General features: G+C 44.1%; 1 protein-coding gene. It reads left to right on the forward strand.

The genetic code is table 11. The features are described 5' to 3' along the window. Positions 1 to 412: 412 nt before the first annotated feature. Positions 413 to 1,183: DUF2066 domain-containing protein (locus tag R7D93_RS25695; protein WP_318129609.1), on the forward strand; the 771-nt coding region annotated here is incomplete at its 3' end.

Consider the following 1,183-nt stretch of genomic DNA (forward strand, 5'->3'; position numbering starts at 1 on the left):
AAGATACGCAGACAAATCCGACGAATTCTATCATCCTGCAATCGTTTGCAACGTTGCTTAGATCAAACTTTCGAATGAATTTATCATCCAAACGAATGTTTTGAGAGTTGGTTGCTTGCAAAATGGACGATTTTACGAGTCCAAATTAAGCCATTCAAAGAATATCGATGTGCTGTGATCTAATAAGCGCTCTTGAAAATGAAGCTTCAAGAGCAATGAATATCAGGTTTTATGTCTTTCAATATGCATCGATATGAGTTCATGTTGATGGGGTAACGTTAATTAATCACCTAGTGATGCAAAAAACGGCATTAACTTGGTCAAACTACAAACAATTCACTCAGTACGCGCCTTGCTCAAGATTTGATAGTTGCTTATTATGCGGGTTCTTGTTTAGAGGATTATGAAAACTATGCGCTATTTAGCTCTCTTACTGATCGGTTGGTTGTCCCTGCCGGTGTATGCATTAACTCAGGTAGATATCTATCGTGCCGAAGTGGTTATCGACAGTGAGCAGAACGACGGTGAGTCTGCGGCTCGTGAACAAGGTATGAAAGATGTGATTGTTCGAGCGACTGGTTCTCAATCTTCTCTAAGCAACCCTGTTATCCAAAAGGCGCTGAGTTCTAGCTCTCGCGATATTTCTCAGCTTGGGAAAAGCCAAGTTGAAGGCAAAGCAAGTCTTAAAATGTTGTTTAACAGTGGGCAAATTCAATCGCTTTTGACTCAAGCTCAGTTGCCTTCATGGTCACCGAATCGTGCCAATATTTTGGTTTGGCTGGTGGAAGAGCAAGATTACGACCGCGCAATTGCATGGGAACATTCTGATTCTGCCAACATTGCTGCATTGAAAAAAGCAACGGAAGCTCGTGGCCTTCCAATTACGATTCCTGTTGGGGATTTTGACGATGTCACGGGCGAAAACACGTCTGATCTTTGGGGCGGTTTCATTGAACCGATTAGCCAAGCCAGCCAGCGTTACCCAGCGGACGCGGTATTAATTATTCGTGCGCAAGGCGAGCAGATTCGTCGGACTTTGTATGACCAAGCGCCTTCAAAGATTTTTGATGCGCAAACTTCTCCACGCAGCGGGTCGGCAACAGGTGCAGACGCTATTTCCGCAATGGTGGATGGTATCGCTGATTACTACGCAAGTAAAAACGCCGTTGTTGTCTCAGGCAAG

The organism is Vibrio sp. YT-15, assembly GCF_033337445.1.
GTDB classification, from domain to species: domain Bacteria; phylum Pseudomonadota; class Gammaproteobacteria; order Enterobacterales; family Vibrionaceae; genus Vibrio; species Vibrio alginolyticus.